Source organism: Thioclava litoralis (assembly GCF_045278885.1).
Taxonomy (GTDB): domain Bacteria; phylum Pseudomonadota; class Alphaproteobacteria; order Rhodobacterales; family Rhodobacteraceae; genus Thioclava; species Thioclava litoralis.
Genome location: NZ_CP135444.1, coordinates 142,001 through 159,946, shown reverse-complemented (window position 1 = coordinate 159,946; position 17,946 = coordinate 142,001). Strand labels below are relative to the sequence as shown.

Here is a 17,946-nt window from a genome sequence, read left to right as displayed (position 1 = left end):
ATGCAGGAGGCATCCGTTCTGAACACCGCGCCGATAGGTCTTCTGGGCAAGCATCCGGGCTATGGCGATTTCCTGCAGGCAGGGCTGGGGGCCTCGATTGTCGAGGCGCTCAACCAGTGGCTTGATGCCTCTTTGGGGGGGCTGCGTGACGAGATGGGCAATGACTGGCCTGCCTTTTGGGACCGTGCGCAAGAGCTGCGGTTCTGGGTCGGGCGCGGCCATTTCGGTCAGACGCTGGCGGGGGTTCTGCGGCCGTCCCATGACAAGGTGGGGCGGCGGTTCCCGCTGCTGCTGCTGACGCAGGGGGCGGATCTGCCCGCCCCGACCGACCCCGCCTCGGACCAGAGCCTGTGGGACAGGTTCTCGGCGCATCTCGACAAGGCGCAACCGGGACAGGGGGCTGCGGCACTGTTGCACGGGCTTGATCTGGCCTTGCCCGACGAGGCTGCGAAAGCCAGTCAGGGGCCGCAGGTCTGGGCGCATCACCCCGAGGGCGACCTTGCGGCGCTGCTGCGCTCGGCTGCGACGGTCGAGCGCGAGCGCGCCATGTTGACGCGGGTCCATTTCTGGACGAAGGGGGAGGCGGGCCGCGCGGCCCAGTGGATTGCCGGACCGCAGATGCCCGATGCGCGGGTGATGGGTTGGCTCTTGGGGGGCATGCCGGAGGCGGCGTAAGGGCAGGAGACGGTGGGGATGGACGGTTTTTTCAGCAATGGTGTGTTCTGTTTCGAAACGGGCGCCGCCACCGATGTGGGCTGCCGCCGGTCGATCAACGAGGACAGTCTGATCTGCCGTCCCGAATTCGGTCTGTGGACGGTGGCCGATGGTATGGGCGGCCATGCGGCGGGGGATTATGCCAGTGGCATGATCGTGCAGGAACTCGGCTCGGTCGGGGTGGCGGCCTCGGAGCAGGATCTGCAGGCGCGGTATATGGAACGGCTGGTGCGGGCAAATCAGGCGATCCGCAGCCATGCGGTCAAACTGGGCGGGCAGACCATCGGCTCGACGGTGGTTTCGCTCCTCGTGCAGGGCGAGGACTGGTTTGTCGTCTGGTCCGGAGACAGCCGCGCCTATCTGATGCGCGAGGGGCATCTGGTGCAGCAAAGCCGCGACCATACCGAGTTGCAGGCCATGCTGGACGGCGGACAGTTGCGCCCCGAAGACGCGCGTAGCTACCCGCGCAAGAATGTCATTACCCGCGCGATCGGTGTCACCGCCGAGCCGCAATGCGACATTGTTTCGGGCAAGCTCAGGGCGGGGGATCTGTTCGTGCTGTGCTCGGACGGGTTGATGGAGCATATGGCCGATCGCGAGATTGCCGCCATCGTGCGCGATTATCCGCCGCAGGCGGCCTGCAACCAGCTGATCCGCGAGACTCTGGCGCGCGGGGCACGCGATAATGTGACGGTGGTTGTGATAAGCTGCAGCCCGACCATGTTTGACGAGACGACCCAACCCGTATGACCCGCCCTCCGCATATGCCGACCGATCCGCCACAGGGCGATGAGGAAGCGACCCGTCTGGCGGGCCTGCCGTCTGCTGCGCAGGCCTCCGTTCCGCAGCCTCCGGTCGTGCAGGCGCCTGTGCCGCAAGGCGATGACGAGCGCACGCAATTCGCCTTTGCGCCCGCGACGGAGGAGGCGACACGCTTCGATACGGGGGCGGCAGCGGGCGCCCCTTCGGCCAAGCCATCCGCAGGGCAGGCCGATCTCAAGATCGGGACGCTGATCAACAACAATTACCGCGTCACCGCCGAGTTGAAGGCCGGAGGCATGGGCTCGGTCTATCGCGGGGTGGAAATCGGGACGGGGGATCCGGTGGCCATCAAGCTGGTGCTGTCGGTTCTGGCCGAGCACGAGCAGACCGCCATGCTGTTTCGCCGCGAGGCCCGCACGCTGCGCCAGCTGACCCATCCGGCCATCGTGCGCTATTACAATTACGTGCAGGACCCGCAACTCGACCGGTATTTCCTTGTCATGGAATATATCGACGGGATCGCGCTGTCGGATTACGTGGTCAGCCGTGGCACGCTTGGCTCGGAAGCGGCGCTGACTCTGATGGAACGGCTTGCGGGGGGCTTGGGGTCCGCCCATGCGCTGGGAGTGATCCACCGCGATCTTTCGCCCGATAACGTGATGCTGCCGGGCGGTGATATCGCGCAGGCGCGGCTGATCGATTTCGGGATCGCGCGCTCGGCTATCCAGAGCGACCGCCAGCTTGATAACCAGTTTGCGGGCAAGCTGAAATATGTGGCTCCGGAACAGCTTGGCCTTTACGGCGGCGATGCGGGACCGCGCGCCGATATCTACGGGCTGGCCCTGCTGGTCATTGCGGCCTTGCAGGGCAAGCCGCTGCAGATGGGCGCCACGATTGAAGAAGCGATCGAGCGGCGTGCCGAGGTGCCCGATATCAGTGCGGTGCCATTGCGGTTGCAACCTTTGCTGCGGCAGATGCTGGCCCCCGATCCGGCGGACCGTCCGGCCTCGATGGAGGCGCTTCTGGCCAAGATCGAGGCTTTGCGTGCCCCCGCCCAGCCGCGCCCCGTGGCCGGTCTGAGCCTGCCGCCCGGCTTGCAGGGGCCGCTCCCGCCCGAGGCCCCTGTGCCCGAGCGGTCGGGCATGGACAAGGCGTCTGCTCCGAAGCGCAAACGCGACCCGCTGCCGCGGCGGCTTGTGCTGTTGATGGGGGTGGTTTTTGCCGCTGTGCTGGGCTTTGCGGGCTGGCAAAGCGGCTGGTTGCGGCCTCAGGGCCAGATGGAGGCCTCAGGGACGGGGGCTGTGGCCGAGGCCGCTAACGGGTTGGCCCCGCGCGAGGCAGGCACGCGCGATGCGTTTCTGGCCAGCTATCCGTCGGCTCCGGCCTGTTTTTATGCCCATCGTCTCACCGCAGGCCCGCGCACGGGGGTGCTGTCGGTGCTGTCGACGGCCGATGCGGGCACCACTCTGCCGGCACCGGATCTGGTGTCCGATTATGCGAAGACATTCGGTGCGGCACCGGGGCGGTTTGATGCCCGTATTACCGATGCACAATGCCCTGTGCTGGATTTCGCCCGCGAGATGCAGGCCCGTCCGGGCCCTGATCTGGCGCTGACCGTGGCCAATGACGATATCGCCTCCGGGGAAACCCTGCGGGCCACGCTCGAGGCGGATCCGCAGGCCCAGACATGGGTCGGGCTGGTGACGCCCGAGGGGCAGATCTACAATCTTGGCGGGCGGTTGACGGGCAAGGATCTGGCCTTTGCCCTTTCGACCGGCGCGGCAGGGCAGGCACAGACGCAGCTTGTGCTGAGCATCGCCAGCACGCAGGCGCTTGTGGGTCTGGCGACGCTGCAGGATGGCGCAGAGGCCGCCAAGATCATGCCGGGACTGCTGGCCGAGATCAGGCAGACGGGGCAACAGGTCTCGGTGCGGGTGACACCGATCCATCTGCATCCTGCTCCTGATGAGGCGGCCGAGTAATGATTTTTGCCTATCGGCTTTTCGTATTCTGGGTTACGCTCGACAGATGATTAAACTTATTGTGGTTTCGGCATTTCTGATTGGCGGCACGGTTGCAGGCGGTGTCGGTCTGGCCGTCTGGCATGGCACGCAGGCACCGGCCACGCCAAGCCTTGCCGCGCCGTCGGCCCTGCCCGAAGTCAGGCGCAGCACCCGTTACGAACTTGGCCGGTATGAGGGGCAAAGCGCCGGAGCCGTACGGCCCGCAGCAGGCACCCTGCCGCGCGTGCCGCTCCCACAACAGGCGGCGCTGCCATCTGTCGATGCCATGCCTGCCCCCGCCGCTGATGCGCCCGTCCGCTTGCCGCAAAACCGCCCCGTTGCGACCCCTTCACCGGCGACAGGGTCTGTTGCCCTGCGCGCGGCACCTGTGCCAGCGCGTGCGCCCGAAGCCTATCCCGTCACGGCAGGGGCGCCTCTTTCAACGGTTGTGCCCTACGCATATGCCGCCCCGCCCCGTGAGGCAGCACAGATGCGCAAACCGGTCGCCGCCCAGGCGGATGCCGAGCCGGGCTATTTTATCGGCGTTTATCGCTAGCGATCGACGGTTTCCACCGGCCGGTTTGGCTGTGCCTGAAGCCGCGATGCCTTCCACTCTACGACCGATTTGCACCAAGCTGCAGCATGTCGGGACTGCTGTTCACCACAGACCCGCGCAATCCTTTAGCCATCCTGTGGCGGGCGCTTCGACGCCCTTGCATCCAAACCGCACGGATCGGGGCCGATACACAAAGTTCTGGACCCTCCCCGATGGTCTGCGGCCTTAAAGCCTTGTGGCCCTTTGCCATTCCAGGCATGTCAGAAGATACGAACGCGCATCCGCCGAAAGTCTCGCGATTCCCGCATGACGGGCGAGATCGAGCACCGGATCTTCGCTTTGGCTCAACTCGGTTGCGTGGCGCTCGTAAAGTTCGGCGATTTCGGCCCGGGAAATGTCCCGGATCGCGCGATCCGTGCCCGCGCGGAACGCCAGCCTGTCGGTCTTCGTGCCGGAGACCCAAAGGAAATCAACGTCTCCCTCGCGATATATTTCGACATGGCCAAGAGCTGCGGACACTTGCTCGGAGATCCGCCGTCCTGTCCGTTGCCAGCCATGTCGCCCCGACACACGCTTGCCGAGTAAGGCCACTGGCATAGGTCCCTCTTGCCCGACGATCTCCGCGATCATCTTTTCGAGAATGGGAATGTAATCGGCATCATAGAACCTGCTTGGATCGGGAATGATCTCGGTCGCATCATTGGGCTCCACGATACCTGCCTGCGCGCCGCTGGCAAATTTCGGCGGCTGACGGGCGGGTGCGGGGGATGTCCTGACCTCTTGCGGCACCGGCATTTCGGCGGAGACGATTTTGTTACTCTCGTCCGCATCAACGTCCGTGTCTTCTTCCTCCAGCGTTTCCAAAAACTTGGCCTCACGTTCGGCCTCGTCTTCCGCACGTCTGGCCCGATCCGCCTCGAGATGCGCGCTCAGTGCGGCATGAATACGCTCGACCACAGTGGCAGGGTTGCGGAACCAGTCGGTCGACCAGATCCGGAAGATCGTCCAGCCAAGGTTCTCCAGCACCGCCTGCCGCACCTTGTCACGGTCCCGCGCTGTGGCCGAGCCGTGATAGGTCGCGCCATCGCATTCGATCCCTGCAAGGTAGACGCCCGCGTGATCGGGATGCACAACGCCAAGGTCAATCCGGAAGCCCGAGACGCCGATCTGCGGACGCAACTCCCATCCCTTGGCCTCGATCGCCAGCTTGATCGCGGCCTCGAAGACATTCTCGACCGGACCAAGCGAGCCATCATCCTGCGCCGGAAGTGCCACCGGACCGCGGGCCGCAAAATCGAGGAAGCCTTTGAGATGTTTCACGCCAATGGCTTTGGTCCGGGTCAGGTCGATCTGGTCCGCGCGGATCGAGGCGAAAACATGCAGCTCGGCTCTGGCCCGCGTGACGGCAACGTTCAGACGCTTTTCGCCGCCGTCACTGTTGAGCGCCCCGAAAGCCATCGAGAGCTTGCCCGCATGATCGGGGCCGAAGGTGATGGAGAACAGCATGACATCACGCTCGTCGCCTTGGATGTTCTCGAGGTTCTTCACGATAACCGGCTCTTCGCGCGCATCCTCGAAGAACCATTCCAGATCGGGGTTCTTGCGGCGTTCCTCGTCGAGAAGATCGAGGATCAGACCCTGTTGTTCGGCATTGAAGGTGATGACCCCGAGCGTCAGCCGCTCTTCTTCCGGCCAGCGCAGCCATTCGTTGAGACGGCGCACCGTCATGCGGACAATCGCGCGGGCCTCTGACTCGTTGGTCCGTCCCATGCCCCGCCCGTAGACACCATCCACCTGATGCAGTTGCACCGCGTCCGACACCGTCGCCGGAGAGGGAAATGTCACCAGTCGACCGCCATAATAATGCCAGTTGGAAAAGGCGATCAGCGCCTCGTCCCGGCTGCGATAGTGCCAGTCAAGCTGCTGCGTCGGAATCCCTGCTGCGGCAACCTCGTCCAGAATGGAGGCCAGATCGCGCTCTGTTTCCGGCAGATCCTCCTCTCCGGCATCGCTGCGTCCGAAGAAATTCGTAGGCGGCAACTGTTTCGGGTCTCCGACAATGATCGCCTGCTTGCCCCGTGCGATCGCACCGATCGCGTCCCAAGTGGTGATCTGGGAGGCTTCATCGAAAATCACCACATCGAAGGCGGCCTGTCCCGCAGGCAGATATTGCGCCACGGAAAGCGGCGACATCAGCACGCAAGGCGCCAGCTTGGTAAAGGCATCGGGCATTTCCGAGATCAGCTCCCGGATCGGCATGCTGGGCCGTTGCAGCCCCAGCTGATGGCGCAATGTGCCCAGTTCCGAGCGGCGCGCGACGGCGTCTTGCGCGGGCAACCCGTGCTGGATGCGGGAGAGAACCTGATCCGCCGCCATGGAGGTCGCCCGATCATCCAGCTCCCTGAAGCGCTTGATCGCATCCTCATGCGACCAGTGGGAGAATCCGCGCAGCTCGGGCTGGGCATCCATGGCCTGAGGCAACCACCACGCCGCATAGGCAGAGGTGAAGGCAGCTTCGATATCGTCCGCGATCTGCCCCTCTTCCACAGCCAGAACCAGCGCCTCAAGCCCCGCGCCCGTGGCCTGCGCCCGTATTTCGACCCAACGGGTCCAGTCCTGTAGATGCGCCTTGTTGTCCTGAATGACCTGCAAAGCTGTCAGCACATCGGATAGCGCCATACCGTCGGGCGATACCTGCGCGATCTGCGCGAAGGCATCGGCATGTTCCTTCCACACACCCTGCCTGTGCCGGAAGAACGTGATCGCGTCTCTCAGGCCGCCGCTTTCCCTCGCAAGGCTCTGGCAGGCCAGATCCCACCGAACGGGATCGGTGACCATCGGCGTGACTTGGGCAATAGCCGCGTGTAACGCGCGCGCCTGATCGACCCATGCGCTCAGCTGTGCGGTATCCGTTTGCACGCCTTTGACCACAGGACACCCGTTGAGTGGCGTGGCTTCAATACCGGCTCTGATACGTTTGGCATCGGCCAAAGCGACGATATCGGTCTGCGGATCGGCACTGCCCCCCTCGGCATAGGTCTGCAATAGCTTGCGAACCGAAGATTTGGCAAAGGCCGAGAACGGCCACATCTTGGTCTGCGCGAGCCGCCAGTTGGCATCAAGCTGATCCAGCGGGATACTGTCCAGCCGATCCATCGGATATCGCCCGGACGTCCGCGCGGCGGCGTCCCTGTAGGCGGTAAGGTTTTCCGTAAGCGCCTCTGTCTGAGCCTGTAGCTCGCGGACATCGCGCTTGAGCGACCAGCTGACATCCTCACCGCTTTCGGGGATCGACGACAGAAGCACAAGCGGTTGAAGCTCTGACGTATCGCCCGCACCTGTCCACGCCAGCCCCGCTTGATGCGCAAGCGCCTCTGCCGCCTCGGACAGCTCTTGGGTCGCGAGGCTCAGTTTCGCGCCGCGTTCCAGAAGGTCGGCCTGCCAGCCGAAGGACCATTCCGCCGCCTCGATCAGCGGCAGCGGCGCACGGCCTGCAATGATGTCATGGCAGCGGCCGAGCGCCTCGGCCAGCTTTCGCAAATGCATGTAGCTCTGTGCATCATGCGCGTCTTTATTGGCGAAAGACAGGCTGAACGGTTGTGCCGGACCAGCGGCTTTTCCGATGGCCTGAAACACGCTGAAGCCTTGCGTGCCCTTTGCATGCAAGGCCGCGACATAGGCGTTCAGCTGTTCGCGGGTGACCGTCAGGTCATCTGTCACCCTGATCCACTCGGCCTCAGAAGCACTGCTCGCCCGCGCCCAGCTGCGGCCCAGTTGCGCCAATACCGATTTCCGGTCGGCCTTGTTGGAATGCAACTCCAGCACCGCATCGCCCAGTCCGTGCGAAGCGAGACGCCGCTGCACCACATCCAGCGCGGCCGATTTCTCCGCCACGAAGAGAACGGTCTTCTGCATGGCAAGGCATTGAGAAATGATATTGGCAATCGTCTGGCTCTTGCCCGTTCCCGGCGGACCGATCAGGACAAAATCATGCCCCTCCTGCGCGGCCAGAACTGCTGCAAGCTGCGAGGAATCCGCTGGGAGCGGCGTGAAAAGGTCACGCGGCGCAAGCCTGCGGTCCACATCAACCGCAACCGGTAACCCGGGCGCCCCTTCGGCCAGAAACGGTTCTGTCGGGTTGTCGACGAGGTGCCTCACCAAGGCGCTTTCACGCAGGCCATCCGTGCGCTCGACCAGATCCTTCCACATCAGGAACTTGGCGAAAGAGAAGGTCGAGAGCGCCAGATCCTCGACCACTTCGAACCCCGCAACATCGCGCACCTTGCGGCGCATGATCTCGAAGATACGCGGCAGGTCGAAACCACTCTCGTCGCGCGGCAGTTCGCCCTCCAGTTCGGGCACCTTAAGGTCGAAGTCCCGCTTGAGAAACTCCAGCAGCGTGGTGTTGAAGCGCACGTCATCTTCGTGATCTTCGATCACGAATTCCGACTGGGCAGACTTACGCGAGATTTTCACCGGCACCAGAAGGAGCGGCGCCCGATAGCTGCGGGTGTCCCCTTCGGTTTTTTTCCAGCGCAAGAAGCCTGCCGCAAGGAACAGCGTGTTCGTGCCGCCCTCCTGCATGTCGCTCTTGGCACGCCGGTGCAGCTCCAGCAGCCGACGCTCGCTTTCCCTGCCCGTCAGTGGTACCGCAATCTGGCCCTTGGCAAACGCGTCCTTCGCCACTTCTTCAAGGAGCTTGGGCTCGTCTTTTGCCAGAAGGTCACGCGTGCCGACCGGATCTTCGTCCTTGAGCGCAAGCGCGCGGAACTTCCTGCCCTCTGCCAGCTGATCCTCGAGCGCCGAGACATCGGGACAGAGCAAGGGAAGCGTCTGCTTGCTGTCTTTGAAGTTCAACAACCGGTTGCGCAAGGACAGATCCAGCAGCTTGCGTTGCCAGCGCGAGATCCGGTCCGCAGGGGTCGAGGCGGCCTCCTCGATCAGTTCGCCCGGCAGAAGCCCCAGATCAAGCGGTCGTGGCAAAGCCGCCGGACTTGCAACGACCGCCTCGGCTTCGGCCTCCGGTGCGGAGCGATGGCTGGCAAGCGGGCGGATGCGCGCGGCCCGCGCCCGCCGGATGTCGATTGCCATGACAAAGTTATGTTCATTACGTTCCGACACAAGATCTCGCGCCGTATCAACCGCCTGCTCGAATCCCACGCTGGGCCGATGCGTCAGCAAGGTGGTTTCCATGACCACGAATTCACGCGCCTCGATGGCTTTGCGGACTGTCATCACATCAGGCTCGCTGATGCTCCCGAAGTCGCGTCCGGTCAGCCAGACACCGGTCCAGGCGTGGCCTTCGGAGAAAAGAATAACCGGATTGAGGCCCGCTGCCTCGAAACAGCCCGCCAGTAGGAGGGCCGTGTCGAGGCAGGTCGCCAGACCCTCGGATTTGATCCGTCCGGGATCGCGGATCTTCTGGCCGTTCAGTTCGAAACTTGCAGGCGGTACCGCGTACGTCAGCCCCATACCCGTGACCGCCGACCAGATCGCCCCTGCCAGCATCCATGATCGGGACGGGTCGCCGGATTGATAGCCATTCATCGCGCCGCTCTGCCCAGCACTTTCCAGCAGCCGCCCGGCGTCTTTCAGGACAGCTGCGACGACCGCATCATTCGGAGAGACGAAAGCTGCCAGCAGATGCGCCATGTCGCCAACACCGCCCCATTCGTCACGTGCAAGCATCTCGATCGGATGGCATTCGTCGAGCAGCGCCGCCCCATCCTGTTTGACGACAAATCGCAACTCGCCCCGTTCCGCCTCGTTGAGCCCCCCAAGGAGCTGCGTATCAAGCGGCGTTTCAAGGTCAGGCAACTGCTGATTTTGGCCGGGCATCAACCGGTCCACCGTCCAGATTTTCGGGCGGATCAATCCGGGGCTGCAGGACAGCTCGAGGGTCAGCTTCTCCAGCGGCACATCTGTCAGGTTCTGCAGCGCAACGTTCTTCAGCACGGAAACGCCATTCTGGGAGGATGCGAAATTCACTTTTTGGGCGACGTCAATCTCCAACGCGACTTGGCCGCGCGTGTGTTCCTCAGCCGTATCAAATGACATTTTGCGCTACCTGGTTCTTAAAATCATAAGCCAGTCAGACATATAGGATAGAAACTGTCAATCGTCGCGGCGGATCCTCCGCATGGTGGCATCCGTGCGGTTCGTGTTTCGGTTGTGTTCTGGACGCCTGATGCCGCGTGCCTGGTTTTATAGGGGAGGCCAGAACCTATCAGCTTTTGCTGCCCAAGCTGGGTCTGGCTGATCCGGAGTTTGCCGCCATGCACTCTCCCGCTGATTGGACCGTGGCGCGAGTCTAAGCCCAAGGCCGCCATGATCCGCGCCTCGCGACAGACAGGACGGCTACCTATGGGCGGCTTTTGCGCAAGTGCCAGACATGATGTGCGAAGAGCAAGCGGCAGAGACAGGAAGCCGATCGGCGCTCTGCGGCGGATCGGGCTGGCCATGTTACTATAGCTTATGATAGGTCGGCACAGAGACGTTCGGGCCTTTGTGCCAGATCCCTGCCATACCTATTTCGATTTGATTTTGACAAGGTTTCCATGTCACAGCTTCTTTCTCCGCTTTCACTCGCTGTTTTTGCGGCTTTGGGACTGTTGTCTCTGGCCATGCTGACGGTGGCCCTTCGCAAACTGGCGCAATTCCGCAAGATGGGCGTCGGCGGGGGGCATAAGGCAGAGGCCGCGCTGGATCTGTGGCTTGCGGGGCGCGTCAACGAGGCGGTTACCGCCGCGCGCACCCAGAAGACCGTGCTGGGGCGTATTCTGGCCGGAGTGATCTCGGGGCTTCAGGCCCGCCCGGGCGATACCGGATTTGCCGAAGAGCTTGGGCGCCAGACCGCGCTTGTCGAACTGGCGCGGATGGGGCGGTACATGCGCTTCCTTGATATCTGTGTGCAATCGGCCCCGATGCTGGGGCTTCTGGGCACGGTGCTGGGCATGATCGACGCCTTCGCCACGCTGTCGGCCACGCAGGGGATGGCCGATCCGGCCAGCCTTGCCGGAGGGATCTGGACGGCGCTGACGACCACGGCGGCGGGGCTGGCTCTGGCGCTGGTGGCAAGTTTCATCACCACATGGTTCGAAAGCCGCATCGATCAGGAACGGATCATGGCCGAGGCGCTGATCTCCGCGGCGATCTACGGGCGGGTTGATCCGGCGCATAAGGGATAAGGCCCGATGTGTGCGGCCCGTCCCCTTCTGCCGCCTCCGCCGCGCCGCACGCGTCGCGTGGCGCTGACGCCTCTGGCGGATACGATGTTCCAGCTTCTGATCTTCTTCATGCTGTCTTCGGGCTTGACCCCCTATTCGCTGCTGGGGCTCAGCGGTGCCTCGGGGGCGGGTGGCCAGACGATGACCGCATCCGGCACGGGGCAGGGGGGGGCGCAACCGGCGCGAGGTCGTGATCAGGACCAGCAGCTCTGGCGTATCGGCGCGGGCGATGTCGAGACCAATGGCCAGCATTTCCCCTTCGCCCAGATCGACGCTCTCGCACAGGCGCTGGCGCAGCAAGAACCGGTGCCGGATGTCGTTCTGGTGGCGCGCGCCGAGGCGCATGTGCAGGATGTGGTGACTGTTATGGCGCGGTTGCACGCGCAGGGGCTGCAGAATGTGCGGCTGGCCATTGATGCGGAAGGTGGTCGCTGATGGCGCGCAAATCCCCGCTTCTGCCGCCTGCCCCCGCGCGCGAAAAGCCCGATATGGCTTTGGCAATCGTCAATGTGGTGCTGCTGCTTATCATGTTCTTTCTGGCCACTGGGGCGCTGTTCAACCGCGCGGCGCCCAGCAGCGTCAGCCTGTCGCAGACCACCGATCTGGCGGTGACGCAACTGCCGAAACCGCTGCTGGAAAAACGTCCCGATGGCGGGCTGTATCTGGATGATGCGCCGGTGACGCCCGACGCGCTTGGCAACGCGCTTGCGCCTGTCGGGGATGTGTATGTGCTGATCGACAAGACCGCGCCCGCTTTCGAGCTGACCTCGCTGCTGGCACTACCGGGGCTGAGCGGCCATGATATCGTGCTGGTGACGGTCCATAGTCAACCGGAGGCGGGGCCGCAGCCATGAGCTATCTGCCTTATTCCTCCGGCGGAAACAGGGGCTGGGTCTATCGCGATTGGGCTTGGGCCGGTGTGGCGGCTTTGGGCCTGCATGGCATGGCTTTGGGCGGGCTTTGGTGGGCGCTGACCTATGCGCCCGCGCCTGCGACCGATACGCCCGAGCCCGCCTTCACGATCAGTTTGCAGCGGCTGGATACCGATACTCTGGCGGGGATGTCCCTTTCCAACGGGATCGCCAATGGCAATGCCGGTGCGGGCACGCGCCTGCCCGACCCCGAGAAGGGCGCCATGCCCGAGGTCGCCCCCACGCCTGCGACCGACCCCGCCGCCGTATCGCCGCCTTTGCCCGAGACCGCGCTGACCGCGATGCCGGAGCCGCCCGAGGACACGCCGTCTCCTGAGGCAGGGCCCGAGAATGTGCCGGATACAGGGTCGGATATTGGGCCGGAAACGGGTTCTGAAACGGGATCGGATGCCGTCAAAGTGCCGCCAGAGACACAGCAGACCCCCGAAGATCCGCCGGTTGCTTTGGCGGAACCTGCCTCGCGGACGTCGCCTTTGTTGCCAGCCGAAGGCGAAGCCGTGGGGGCGGGCGGGGCGGCTGTGGCGCCTGCTGCGCCAGAGCCGGAAGTTGCATTGCCCGTGCCGCAGGACGGGGCTGCAGATCCGGCGTTGTCGCAGGCGGAAGATCCCGAACCCTCGTCCGATCCGGATGTGGCACAAGAGCCCAGCGGCGCAGGGAATGCCGCCGAAACGGTCGGGCCTGACGGGACAGGGGCGGTTGCCGCGCGGGCCATCGACCTGGCTGCGGGCGACCTGATCCGCAAAATCCGCGAGACCCCGCAGCCCGACTGCGTGGTGGCCCTGCCGCGGCGGACCTTGCAGGGCGGGCTCGGGCTGGAAATGCTGGGCGCCTCGGAAACCCTCATGGAGCAATATGGCGCCGCCCTGTCCAAAGGGTTCGGCACCGAGGATGCCCCGCTTGTGCAGACGCGGCGTCTTGTCGACCCGCGTCAATGCGCGGCGCTGGATTTCGTAGCCCATAGCCCGAACTACCCCGCGACACGTCTTGGGGTCTCGCTTGAGGCCAGTACGACGGCAAGCGGTGGCTGGTTGCGGGGCGGGGTGCGCGGCACTTCGGGCCGGTATGTCGTGCTGATGCTGGTGGACACCAATGGTGTTGTGCAGGATCTGCAGCGCTTCAGTCTTTTTGGCGAGAATCGCGCCGATTTCGCGGTGCCGGTGACACGGGTCGGTCCGGCGCGCGACACTTCCTATCTGGTGCTGGCACTGGCCAGCGATGAACCTCTGGCGGCCTTGCGCGCCAAGTTGGGCCATCTGGCCAAGGATGTGATGCCGCTTGCCGAGGCCGCCATGACCCCGGGCACCGCTTTGGCCATCACCAGTTTCGACCTTCGCTAGGCGGGTGCTTGCGCGCGCCCTGTCTCGGAACTGAGACAGTTTTCAGGTGGGAATATGGTTTTCGGGCTTTGAAATGCCGGAAATCGGGTTGCTTAAATTAGTTACGTTATAACATAAATAACCCCTGAGGCGGGGAGGACCCATGCCGCCTTACAAAATCTCTGGGAGGAGAAATTTATGTCTTTCAAGCAGCTTGCGGATCGCACCTATAGCTTTTTCATTCCGAATGTCAGTCTGATCGGCCCGGGTGTTTCGGCCGAGGTTGGCCCGCGCGCGAAGGCCTTTGGCTATAAGAAGGCGCTTTTAGTGACCGATAAGGGGATCGTCGCCGCTGGTATTGCCGACCAGATCGTCCGGCAACTGGGCGAGGTCGGTATCGAGACCGTGGTTTTTGACGGGGCCGAACCCAACCCGACCGATCTCAATGTGCATGACGGGGTCAAGGCCTATCAGGGCGGGGCATGTGATTTTATCGTCTCGCTCGGGGGCGGCTCGGCCCATGACTGCGCCAAAGGCGTCGGGCTGGTGACTGCGGGCGGTGGCCATATCCGCGATTACGAGGGGATCGACAAGAGCACGGTGACGATGACGCCGCTGATCTCGGTCAACACCACGGCGGGCACCGCCGCCGAGATGACCCGCTTCTGCATCATCACCAATTCCGATACGCATGTGAAAATGGCGATTGTCGACTGGCGCTGCACGCCGCTGATCGCGATTGACGATCCGCGCCTGATGGAAGGCAAGCCTGCCGCGTTGACGGCGGCCACGGGTGTGGACGCGCTGACCCACTCGATCGAGGCCTTCGTCTCGACGGAAGCCAACCCCATCACCGATGCCTGCGCGGAAAAGGCGATCAAGCTGATTTCCGAATATCTGCGTCCGGCGGTGGCCAATGGCCAGAATATCGAGGCCCGTGACGCGATGACCTACGCGCAGTTCCTTGCGGGTATGGCCTTCAATAACGCCTCGCTGGGCTATGTTCACGCCATCGCACACCAGTTGGGGGGCGTTTACAACCTGCCTCACGGCGTGTGTAACGCGGTGCTTCTGCCGCATGTCTGCGCCTTCAACCTGATCGCGGCTCCGAAACGCTATGCGCAGATCGCGCAACTGCTCGGGGTCAATACCGAAGGCATGGATGATATGACTGCCGCGCGGGCCGGCCTTGAGGCCATCCGTGATCTGACCGTGTCGGTCGGGATTCCGTCCGGACTGGAAGAGCTGGGCGTGAAGCGGGAAGATTTCGAGCTGATGGCGCAGAATGCCCAGAAGGATGCCTGCATGCTGACCAATCCGCGCAAGGCCTCGTTGCAGGAGGTGATTGCCATCCTCGAAGCTGCATACTGAGTGTATGTTCCGGGTCCTCCGCCCGGGATGTTTCCTTTAAGTGGTACCTCCGACGGGCCGGGAGATGGTTTCATCTCCCGGTCTGCCGCATTGAGACGACAGGAACCGGATGTGCAAAAACCAGCCCCGAATGCGGCTGGCGGCAAGAGCTTTCCCGACCGGATGGAACCGGACCACGTGCGGGGCGGTGGCGATCTCGGGTAGGGCCGGAGGAAATGCGGAGGAAACGGGGTATCGGGCGCAGGCCGTCTGTCCCGCGGGCCGCAGCGCCAAGCCGTGGCGGTCTTGGCACGGGGATTGGCGCGGGGGAATGGCGGACCAAAGCCCGAGCGTGGCGGTGCCAGACAAGGCCGCTCTGCTGGGGCTGGTCAATCCTGTCTGGAAAAAACCAGAGGCTCAGCCAGAGCTTCAGATCGTGCCGAAGCGCTGGAACTGGCGGTATTTCGCGGTCGCTGCATAGGCATAGGAGCGGACGCGATCTGCCACGCCCTTACGGGCGGATGCGGGGGCCACAAAGGTATCTGCAAGCGTCCAGTCCGTGCCGGTGGCTGCGTCTTCCGATGTGATACGCACATAGTATTGACCGTTTTCGACGATCAGTTCGAAAGGTTGTCCATCGAGTTCGCCGCTGGCGCGATGGTTGTTCAGTTCAGTCAGTTTCAATCCCATTCGGATTTCCTTTTTTTTATTATATGCTCGTAAAGCAAGCTTGGCGTGTTTCGTCTTCCTGCAGGTTGCAGAGGGAGGACGAGAAGAGTATGCGCCCCGAAACTTTCCAAATTGGAAACAAATCCATGACAGTTTCATGAATTTTCCAAGCTGGCGAGCCGGAGAACAATGTGCCGTGCATCCCGAAAGATGTTTCTGACACAGGCGGTAAATGCCCGAACGGGGCCGGAATGCGGCGCAATCGGGACCTTACCTGACATGCCGCCGGAACAAGTGGTTTGCTTGATCTTTGGCGCGGGGCACAACCTCTGCCCACCATGTCATCGCAAGATTTGGGGGCTTTGGCTGACAAGTCAAGATTTTTTCTACATAAATCGCAAAATACTTCTGTCAGCGCTCACAGCATTCCCCCGGCATGTGTGTCGCAATTTCTTGTCCGGACTGTCACGAAACTTTTTCATGGGCTTATTAACTCCTTGCTCACGAATTACCTTTGAGGATCGCCAAGATGAGCAAGCTGCCGCCACACAAGATGCCCGCAGATGAATGGGACGAGCTGCATTTCCCCCGTCCGGAAGAGAATGACTTCGATCGTGTTGTCGAACGCGCAATCTCGCGCCGTGGTTTCCTGAGCGGGATCGTAGCCTTTGGTTCGGGCGCGGTCGCGATGGGGGCGGGGCTTCTGAATTCGACCTCGGCACAGGCGCAGGCCGTGTCGCGCTTCCCCTTCACGCCGATTGACGCGCAGACCGATATGACTGTCCACGTCCCCGAGGGCTGGAACTGGAAGCCGATGGTCAGCTGGGGCGATGCCCTGTTCGAGGATGTGCGCGGGTTCGAGGCCACCACAGGTGTGTCGCTGGCAGACTCCGATAAGGTCTTTGGCGAGAATACCGACGGTATGGAGACCTTCCAGATCGGCGGGCACGAGATCCTTGCCGTGAACAATGAATATGTGAACCCCGAAACCAACCTTCCCCACACCAAGGACGGCGTGCCGCAATCGGCTGAGGATGTGCGGATGCTGCAGAATTTCCAAGGTGTCACGGTGATGGAAATCGCCGAAGGGCAGGGCGGTTTCGCGCCGGTCAAGGGATCGCGCTTCAATCGCCGTCTGCATCACAATGCGCCGATGACCATGTCCGGTCCGGCAGCGGGTCATGCGCTGTTGCAGACGGCTGCGGATGCCGAGGGCCGGAATGTGCTGGGCACGATGGGAAATTGCGGGGCGGGCAAAACCCCGTGGGGCACCTATCTGACCTGCGAGGAAAACTTTAACGGCTATTTCGGTGGCAAGGCCGAGGGGCTGTCGGATCTGGTGCAGGCCGGTTACGAACGGTACGGGCTGGCAGACGAAAGCCAGTATGGCTACGAGAAATTCGATGCGCGCTTCGATCTTTCGCATAACCCCAACGAGCCGCATCGCTTCGGCTGGGTGGTCGAGATCGATCCGACCAATCCCGATAGCACGCCGGTCAAACGCACCGCTCTGGGCCGTTTCAAGCACGAGAACGCCGAGGTGACGCTGGCGCCCGACGGGCGTGTGGTGGTGTATCTGGGCGATGACGAGCGCGGCGAGTTCCTGTATCGCTACGTGTCGACCAACCCCTATGTCGCGGGTCAGCCGACGGATGGTCTTCTGGATGACGGCACGCTTTATGTGGCCAAGTTCAATGATGACCAGACCGGCGAATGGATGGCGCTGACGCCGGAGAGCACCGGCATGGACAAGGCCGAGATGCTGATCTTCGCGCGTCAGGCGGCCTCGAAGCTGGGCGCGACCACGATGGACCGTCCCGAATGGATTGCCGTAAACCCCTATGCGGTCGAGGCCTATTGTTGCCTGACCAATAACAAGAACCGTGGTGTGAAGCCCAATGCCGGTGGTGACGAAACCCCCGTTGGTGGTCCGAACCCGCGTCAGGCCAACCATTACGGCCAGATCGTACGCTGGTATCCCGACGAGGATGACCACGCGAAGGATACGTTCAGATGGGATCTGTTCGTAATGGCGGGCAACCCGACCGTGCATGGCGATGCCTATGCCGGCTCGAAAAATGTCACGCAGGGCAATATGTTCAACTCGCCCGACGGGATGACCTTCGACAGCGCGGGCCTGTTGTGGATCCAGACCGATGGCGAAGACAGCAATGAAGGCGATTTCGCAGGCATGGGCAACAACCAGCAACTTGCGGGCGATCCCGTCACCGGCGAGATTGCGCGCTTCCTGACCGGCCCGACGGGCTGCGAGATCACCGGCCTGTGCTGGTCGGCAGACCGCCGCACGATGTTTGTCGGCATCCAGCACCCCGGCGGAAGCTGGCCTTCGGACAGTGGCCTGCCGCGTTCGACCGTGATCGCGGTCAAGCGTGACGACGCCGCGCTGGTTGGCTGAGC

General features: G+C 63.0%; 12 protein-coding genes. 10 read left to right on the top strand and 2 right to left on the bottom strand.

All coding sequences use genetic code 11. From position 1 onward, the window contains the following. From tagF to RPE78_RS14405, 4 genes are read left to right on the top strand one after another with little or no spacing between them, the layout of a single operon-like run. Complete coding sequence (tagF, locus tag RPE78_RS14420) at nt 1-675, top strand: type VI secretion system-associated protein TagF (protein ID WP_330647213.1); 675 nt, start codon at nt 1-3, stop codon at nt 673-675. An 18-nt stretch (nt 676-693) separates the two neighbouring features. Continuing rightward, complete coding sequence (locus RPE78_RS14415) at nt 694-1,464, top strand: protein phosphatase 2C domain-containing protein (RefSeq protein ID WP_330647212.1); 771 nt, start codon at nt 694-696, stop codon at nt 1,462-1,464. Then, complete coding sequence (locus RPE78_RS14410) at nt 1,461-3,458, top strand: serine/threonine-protein kinase (RefSeq protein WP_330647211.1); 1,998 nt, start codon at nt 1,461-1,463, stop codon at nt 3,456-3,458. Before RPE78_RS14415 ends, RPE78_RS14410 begins: the two co-directional genes overlap by 4 nt. A 46-nt stretch (nt 3,459-3,504) precedes the next feature. After that, the gene (locus tag RPE78_RS14405; protein WP_330647210.1) at nt 3,505-4,035 is read left to right on the top strand and encodes a hypothetical protein; all 531 of its coding nucleotides are present in this window, start codon (nt 3,505-3,507) and stop codon (nt 4,033-4,035) included. A 225-nt stretch (nt 4,036-4,260) separates the two neighbouring features. Here the strand turns inward: RPE78_RS14405 and RPE78_RS14400 are convergent, their stop codons facing one another. Continuing rightward, a complete protein-coding gene (locus tag RPE78_RS14400; RefSeq protein WP_330647209.1) occupies nt 4,261-9,990 on the bottom strand; it encodes a DUF3320 domain-containing protein in 5,730 nt (1,909 codons plus the stop codon). Between the two features lie 602 nt (nt 9,991-10,592). Here RPE78_RS14400 and RPE78_RS14395 point away from each other — a divergent pair. From RPE78_RS14395 to RPE78_RS14375, 5 genes are all read left to right on the top strand, one after another. Beyond that, nucleotides 10,593-11,222 (top strand): MotA/TolQ/ExbB proton channel family protein, encoded by a 630-nt coding sequence (locus RPE78_RS14395; RefSeq protein ID WP_330647208.1) that lies wholly within the window; start codon nt 10,593-10,595, stop codon nt 11,220-11,222. Between the two features lie 6 nt (nt 11,223-11,228). Further along, nucleotides 11,229-11,696 (top strand): biopolymer transporter ExbD, encoded by a 468-nt coding sequence (locus RPE78_RS14390; protein ID WP_330647207.1) that lies wholly within the window; start codon nt 11,229-11,231, stop codon nt 11,694-11,696. Continuing rightward, nucleotides 11,696-12,115 carry a biopolymer transporter ExbD gene (locus RPE78_RS14385; protein WP_330647206.1) on the top strand — a complete coding sequence of 140 codons (420 nt, stop codon included), beginning with the start codon at nt 11,696-11,698 and terminating at the stop codon, nt 12,113-12,115. Before RPE78_RS14390 ends, RPE78_RS14385 begins: the two co-directional genes overlap by 1 nt. Next, complete coding sequence (locus RPE78_RS14380) at nt 12,112-13,530, top strand: hypothetical protein (protein ID WP_330647205.1); 1,419 nt, start codon at nt 12,112-12,114, stop codon at nt 13,528-13,530. The genes RPE78_RS14385 and RPE78_RS14380 overlap by 4 nt, the downstream gene beginning before the upstream one ends. Before the next feature lie 177 nt (nt 13,531-13,707). Next, nucleotides 13,708-14,880, top strand: a complete 1,173-nt coding sequence (locus tag RPE78_RS14375) for an iron-containing alcohol dehydrogenase (RefSeq protein ID WP_330647204.1) — start codon at nt 13,708-13,710, stop codon at nt 14,878-14,880. 408 nt (nt 14,881-15,288) lie between these two features. On the opposite strand, the gene RPE78_RS14370 is transcribed toward RPE78_RS14375, so the two are convergent. Then, complete coding sequence (locus RPE78_RS14370) at nt 15,289-15,549, bottom strand: hypothetical protein (RefSeq protein WP_330647203.1); 261 nt, start codon at nt 15,547-15,549, stop codon at nt 15,289-15,291. Nucleotides 15,550-16,057: 508 nt separating this feature from the next. Here RPE78_RS14370 and RPE78_RS14365 point away from each other — a divergent pair. Then, nucleotides 16,058-17,944, top strand: a complete 1,887-nt coding sequence (locus RPE78_RS14365) for a PhoX family phosphatase (RefSeq protein ID WP_330647202.1) — start codon at nt 16,058-16,060, stop codon at nt 17,942-17,944. Nucleotides 17,945-17,946 lie beyond the last annotated feature (2 nt).